This window comes from Sulfobacillus harzensis (genome assembly GCF_012933365.1).
GTDB classification, from domain to species: Bacteria; Bacillota; Sulfobacillia; order Sulfobacillales; family Sulfobacillaceae; genus Sulfobacillus_B; species Sulfobacillus_B harzensis.
In genome coordinates this window covers 1-5,943 of the sequence record NZ_JABBVZ010000152.1, presented here as the reverse complement: position 1 = coordinate 5,943, position 5,943 = coordinate 1, and the positions used below count along the sequence as shown (strand labels likewise).

The 5,943-nt window shown below is 60.7% G+C and carries 3 protein-coding genes and 1 pseudogene; 3 read left to right on the top strand and 1 reads right to left on the bottom strand.

Features of this window, described 5'->3' with window-relative positions; all coding sequences use genetic code 11:
• Positions 1 to 84 precede the first annotated feature (84 nt).
• Positions 85 to 951, top strand: a pseudogene (locus HIJ39_RS21035) (RNA-guided endonuclease InsQ/TnpB family protein); the annotation flags it as partial.
• 606 nt (positions 952 to 1,557) lie between these two features.
• Here the strand turns inward: HIJ39_RS21035 and HIJ39_RS21030 are convergent.
• The gene (locus HIJ39_RS21030; protein ID WP_169103000.1) at positions 1,558 to 2,859 is read right to left on the bottom strand and encodes an MFS transporter; all 1,302 of its coding nucleotides are present in this window, start codon (positions 2,857 to 2,859) and stop codon (positions 1,558 to 1,560) included.
• Positions 2,860 to 3,255: 396 nt separating this feature from the next.
• On the opposite strand from HIJ39_RS21030, the gene HIJ39_RS24390 reads away from it, so the two are divergent.
• Together HIJ39_RS24390 and HIJ39_RS21020 are read left to right on the top strand one after the other, a co-directional pair.
• The gene (locus tag HIJ39_RS24390) at positions 3,256 to 3,486 is read left to right on the top strand and encodes a GNAT family N-acetyltransferase (RefSeq protein WP_243239878.1); all 231 of its coding nucleotides are present in this window, start codon (positions 3,256 to 3,258) and stop codon (positions 3,484 to 3,486) included.
• A 161-nt stretch (positions 3,487 to 3,647) separates the two neighbouring features.
• Positions 3,648 to 5,189: a hypothetical protein gene (locus tag HIJ39_RS21020; RefSeq protein WP_169102999.1), complete on the top strand. Its 1,542-nt coding sequence runs from the start codon at positions 3,648 to 3,650 to the stop codon at positions 5,187 to 5,189.
• Positions 5,190 to 5,943: the final 754 nt, after the last annotated feature.

Below are 5,943 nucleotides of genomic sequence, written 5' to 3'. Positions count from 1 at the left end.
TCAGGGGGAACGCATTTTTCTCGCACCTTACAAGCGTTGCAAATCAACGACTTCGAGTTATGAAAAACCCTCACGTTCAAGAAGAAGGGCCGCCACGATAGCTTTTCGCTCACGAATGATCAATTCACCGTCAAAGGCCGCAAGGTGCATATCCCGAAGCTGGGGTGGGTGCGAATGCACGAAACCTTGCGGTTCGTCGGGAAAGTCGTGGAGGGAACTATCTCACGCACCGCGGATCGCTGGTTTCTGAGTATCACCGTTGAGATGCCCGATCTGCACAGTGTCCGCCGCGAAAACCAAGCGGTGGTCGGAGTGGATTTGGGTGTGTCGGCGTTGGCTACCCTCTCGACCGGCGAGAAGGTTGCGGGACCGAAAGCTTATTCCGCTACGTTGAAGAAACTCCGCCAGTTATCTCAACACTTCAGTCGCCAGATGGAAGCCGCTAAAGTCCGCGCCGGGCTGAAGCCCGGCGAACCCATTCCGAAAGGAATGCACATCCCCTGGTCGGAGAACATGCGGAAAACCCAACGGCGCATCGCCCGGCTCCATGCCCGGATTGCGAATATCCGGGCCAATACGTTGCATCAACTCACGACCGATCTCGTCGAACGTTTCGATGTCATCGCCATCGAGGATCTGAACGTGGCCGGAATGCTCAAAAATCATCCGTTGGCCCGGGCTATTGCGGATATGGGCTTTGGCGAATTCCGTCGTCAACTCGAATATAAAGCGGCGCAACGGGGGAAGACGGTCATCGTCGTGAATCGCTGGTATCCCAGTAGCAAAACGTGTGCGTCGTGTGGATACAAAATCCCGAAAATGCCGCTCGCTGTGCGGGAGTGGACGTGCCCAGAATGTCACACGCATCATGATCGCGACATCAACGCGGCGATCAATTTACGTCGAGTGGCCGAGAGTTCGGTGAGGGGCTCCTCACCCGTTCCGGCGTAAGCCGGACTGCTCGGTGACAGTCTGGGGAGCGCCCTCCGGTGGACGACCGGCCAATGGCCCTAAGAAGCCGTGGCGCGATGAACCAGGAAGGTGGCAACAGATTTGATCAGGAATGGTCAGAAATGAATAAGTCCATCAGAACGGTTCAGACAGTTCGCTAAAACTTTGCTCTGTCGGTCGACAGGAGGACCACGCGCCGCTTTTTCTCACCACTTTGGTCCGCGTAGGGAAACGGTGTAAGCATCACATCGCCGGCTCCTAGATTGTTGTAGGCGTCGCCACAGGGATTGTCCCAATCTGTTTGCATGTGGCGCACTATAGTCCGATACCAAACCTCTTCCTCAAGGCGGGCAAGAATTTGCGTTTGTGTGAATCCGGTAACCGGTGGGACGCTCCTAGCAGACGCTCGATGGATTCATTCATTGCAAGAGCCCTCCTATCGCAGATCAGTGATGGCTATATTTTGGCATGGCCGGCCAAGACCATGGTACGCGATCGCGAAACGAAGGTCGGAGGATGCTTTAGGGGGCGAATCATCGCGATTCGGGGGCGAAAGCGCCCGAAGCGGTGAGCTTTTCGGGCCGCACGAAAGACACCATCCCTTGTTTAACTCGCGAGCGATGACGGAGGCGGCGAGTCCGGCTGGGTGGTGGCCGTTTGTGGGTTGTGGGAGACCGACTCCGCAAGACCTTCCCCTGCTGCGCTTCCTCCGGCGGGAGGCCAACGTCGTCCTCGGACCCACCACCAGGTGGCCCCGACGAGAATGGAACCGATCCCGGATCCCACGGCGACCGCCCGGGGTCCCGCCCAGGACATGACGAGGGCCGTCAACGCCAGAGACGCGCGGCCGACGATCCCGTAGGTGGCAGTATGAAGGCCGTAAACGCGGCTGTGCAGTCGGTCGGGCACCGTTTCCAAGAGCAAGGTGGTGTCCCAGGCAATGATGAGGCCGCTGGCCATCCGCATGGCCAAGAGCCAGGGCGTGGCGAGCGCCCAGGTGTGGCTAAGGGCAAAGGCGGTCCAGAAGGCGCCTTGCAGCAAATACGCGAGACCGTAGGCGTGGGGGCGCCACCGCGCCCGGATCTTGCGCGCCACCCACGTCCCCAGCAGGACGCCCAGACCGTCCGTGGCGTACAGCCCGCTGAGGCCCCATCCGCCGCCGTGCAGGAGCCGTACCCCGTAGTCACTGAGCAACACGTCATAACTCCCGCCCAAGACGCCCCATGCGATGCCGACGAGGAGCACGCTCATCGCCGCCGGGAACCGTTTCAGAGCGCGAAGCCCGTCACGGAGGGCGTCATCCGGGTCGGGGGACGACATGTCGGACGCGGCATTCAGGATTCGGACGCGGCGGGCCAGAGACACGAGGAGGATGCTGGCTACCAGGCGCGCTGCCGCGGACACGAGCAACACCGTCGTCAGCCCCCACAAGGCCACGGTGCCCCCCAAGAGCGCGCCCACGATGGTGGTGATCCCGGTGACACCGCCCAGGCGCGCATTCACTTCGGCCCAGCGGTCCGGCGGCACCATGTGGTATCGGAGCTGCTGACGCCCCGTCGCGCTAAGCGTTCCCGTCAGATTGTACACGGCATACACTCCGGTGAGGAGGACGAGGTGGTGCACGACGAGCCACGCCATCACCGGGAGCAATACCGCCTGCACACCGGCTGCCCACGCCGCGAGTTCGGGCATGGCCCGCCGATCCAGCCACGCCCCGAACAAGGGCCCCGCCAGCAATGAGGGCATTGTCGCGAGTAGCAGGACCATGGCCATGACACGCGCTGAATGGTGGGACACCAGCGCAGCAAAGAGCGCCACTTGCACCATCCAACTGGACAACCCGATTTGCGCCGTCGCCAGCCACAACCGACGATATCCGACGAGCCTGCGCATCGACCGGGAATTCACGGTTCCACCTCCTGTTGGCCCGATGATAGCATGCCGACCCAGCGGGCACCATCCGCCGATCGGCGTATGCCTCTCGCCGCCTGTCGGCACGATGGAGCGTGGGGATTGCCCCTTGTGCGGGATTAACGGGGGTGTCCCGCCAGGGATCCTTGCGCGAATCGCGAATTAACTCGCAGAGCAACCCGTTTGGGTTGCGAGACGGGGGTGCAGTGTGAAGATTGCCTATGTATGCCAGGGAAGCAGACGCTGAATATCTGCGAGTCCACGATCGTCATCTTGTAGGGAGCTTACTCTCCACAAAAATCAGCCAACATGAGATTTACATCGTGCGAAATGGTGAGGGGCTCAACATGGGGTGGCTCCGGTCCGGGTATTTCTGGGACAAACACCCCATTCATGAATTTGCTAGGGATTGACGCGCCGTATCGCGGTCAGGGAATGGGCAAGCAAGCGGTCCTCTTCTGGGAAACTGATATGCGACAGCAGGGCTTCGACGTGGTCATGACCTCAACATTATCAAATGAGGACGCGCAACATGTCTACCGAAAGCTCGGGTATCGGGATGCGGGATGCTTCCTGTTGCCCAACGAACCGCTGGAGATAGCATTCACCAAGGTCTTGATTTAATTGACTCACCTTCTCGAACCCTGTCCTGGCGACCTGATCGTACGATGGGGGGCGCATGTGCCCGAAGGAATCGGGAGAAGAAATGGAGAATCGAAAGAGCCATGGAGGCTCATGGTCCGGATCGACACGAGCCTCGACGATAAGGGGGGGGGGCCGAATCTATGGAAATATTGACAAAACAGGCGATGGAGGACGACCTCGATACGCTGTGCCAGTTGCTGGTCGAGTCCCATCCGGATCCCTTTTCCGGCGGGGGAGGTCCGATCGCGTTTTATCGTCGGGTTGACGCGATTCGGCGCCATCTGCCCGATCGGCTGACCGCAGACGAGTTTCTCCGACGATTGCGGCCGTTTGTGGCGGCCCTCCAGGATGGACATACCACCATTGGAACCCAGCCATCGGCGCCGTCGTCGACCCGCCTCGCGCTGGAGTTTGCGGTGATTCCCGACGGTCTCTTCGTGTCGCGGGTCTTGTCGCCCGATTTACGGGGTTGCCTTGGTGCCCGCGCGGAGGCGGTGAACGACGTGCCGATGGACCGTTTGGCTGCCACTGTGGCGACGTTCTGGGGGTGCGACAATCACCTGCACGTCTGGCGCCGCCTGGCGGATGTGCTCGGGAATCCCGCCCGCTGGCACGAGGTGTTGGGTCACGACGCCAACCAGGGCACCTTCCTGCTCCGGAACCCGGATGAGACCCATCGGCTTATCCCGGCCATCTGGCAAAAGGCCTCCCCGGAGACCGGGTGGGAACCCGCGTCTTGCGTCGCGATGCCGCCCCTGGATTCCACCCAGTTGGGGTGGGGATTTGCCGATGCCCGGCAAGATGTCGCAATCCTCCGGATCGGTTCCTTGATGCGCTATCGGGAAGCCGCTGAAGTGTGGTGGTCGTCCGGATATCATCATGCCATACGATCTTGGTATCGGGACGTCCATCCTGGAGCTGAGCCCACGAACGCTGATTTGGAGCGGTTTGTGTCCGAGGTGCCCGCGGCCACCCCGATTCTCATCGCCTGCCTGCACGCCATGGCGAGCGCCCGCACGCCGTGGTTGGTCGTGGATTTAACCGAATCCACGGGGGGGAATTCCGTATTGGCCAATATGCTGGGATACGCCGTCTTCGGGCCTGCTGCCTTCGCGAGGCTCGACGAGGGATACCAGATTCCGCGGTACTCGCCCTTGTACGCGAAGAACTACGGGCAGATACCGGCCGGAGATTGGGGCCCGGGCGGCTACGACTTTCGGGCGGAACGGCGGTGGCAAACCCGTACATCCGAGGGGGCGCGAACTCTGGGCTCCGACGCCGAGGATTGGCTGGCCGATGTGCCGACATTTCGCAACGCGGTGCCGGACTTGCCCAGGTGGCGCCCGCACGTGGTGGCGGTGACGGGAGCCCGAACGTACAGTGCGGGCTTCGACATCTTGCTGACCTTAAAAGGCCTCGGGGCACACCACGTCGGCGTGCCATCCTCGCAGGCACCCAACTGTTTCATTGACATCCTCCGCTTTACATTGCCGCATTCGCAATTCACCGGGACCATTTCGTTCAAGCAAAGTCTATCCCTGCCCGGACTAAACCCCGCGGTGCGACACCTGGAACCTGAGGTAACCCTCACCTACGACCAGATTCGGACCTATGAATTCGACCCGGCCGCCGGCGTTCGCCTGGCCTTGGACGCCATCCACTCTGGCCGGTGGAAGGCGTAATGCCGGGGGCACGGCAAGAATCCTTAACGCCACTAATCAGTAACTATTGGGGGCGTATCTGCACTAAGGATCCGGCCCGATTGGACTGGTTAGTGAGCTAGAGAAAGCTTCGGTCCTATACGCTATTCGCACCGTTTGGGAAGTCTAGTATCGTGGAGTTCTTGGGAGGGAAACCGGGAATGTATCGCATTTTTGGAGCGCCGATGTCGCAGTGTGTTCAGAATTACCGCGGGGCCGCTCGTCACGAACCTTATTGGGTAGAAACCATGCCCCTAACCGCGAACGTGAACAGGCTAGCGAGCTGGTACGCAACCATCTATAGAGGTCTCACCGCGGTCGCAAAATCGTTCAAGACGGGCAGCACCCCCGTGCTCTACCATGGAATTGGGAATGATGGTCGCGGAGGGATCATACCATGCTGAATGCGATGTGCTGGGAACACGAGGATCTGCGCGCAGCGAATGTCCATTGCGCCGCCGAGCACGGCTGGTCCGGTGATGAAGTGGTCGGCCGCTTGGGGATCGTGTTCGTCCGGCAGGGTCATTTTCGCCGGCGCGAGCAGGGCGTCGAGGTCCTCGTCGACGCGGGCTCGTGGTACATTCAGCGGCCGAACACTGAGGAGTCCACTACTCTACATGCGGAGCGACGGCATCGCGGACCGACTACGCACACAAGCTGCTAGTATAGCCATTCCTAAATAGCGTCCATGCTTTTTGCGTCCTCGGGCTTCCACTTCCAGCGAAACGGTACCGGA

Coding starts and splice junctions, on each gene's coding strand:
- HIJ39_RS24390 (WP_243239878.1), top strand. CDS start 3,256: ATGAATTTGCTAGGGATTGACGCGCCGTATCGCGGTCAGGGAATGGGC.
- HIJ39_RS21020 (WP_169102999.1), top strand. CDS start 3,648: ATGGAAATATTGACAAAACAGGCGATGGAGGACGACCTCGATACGCTG.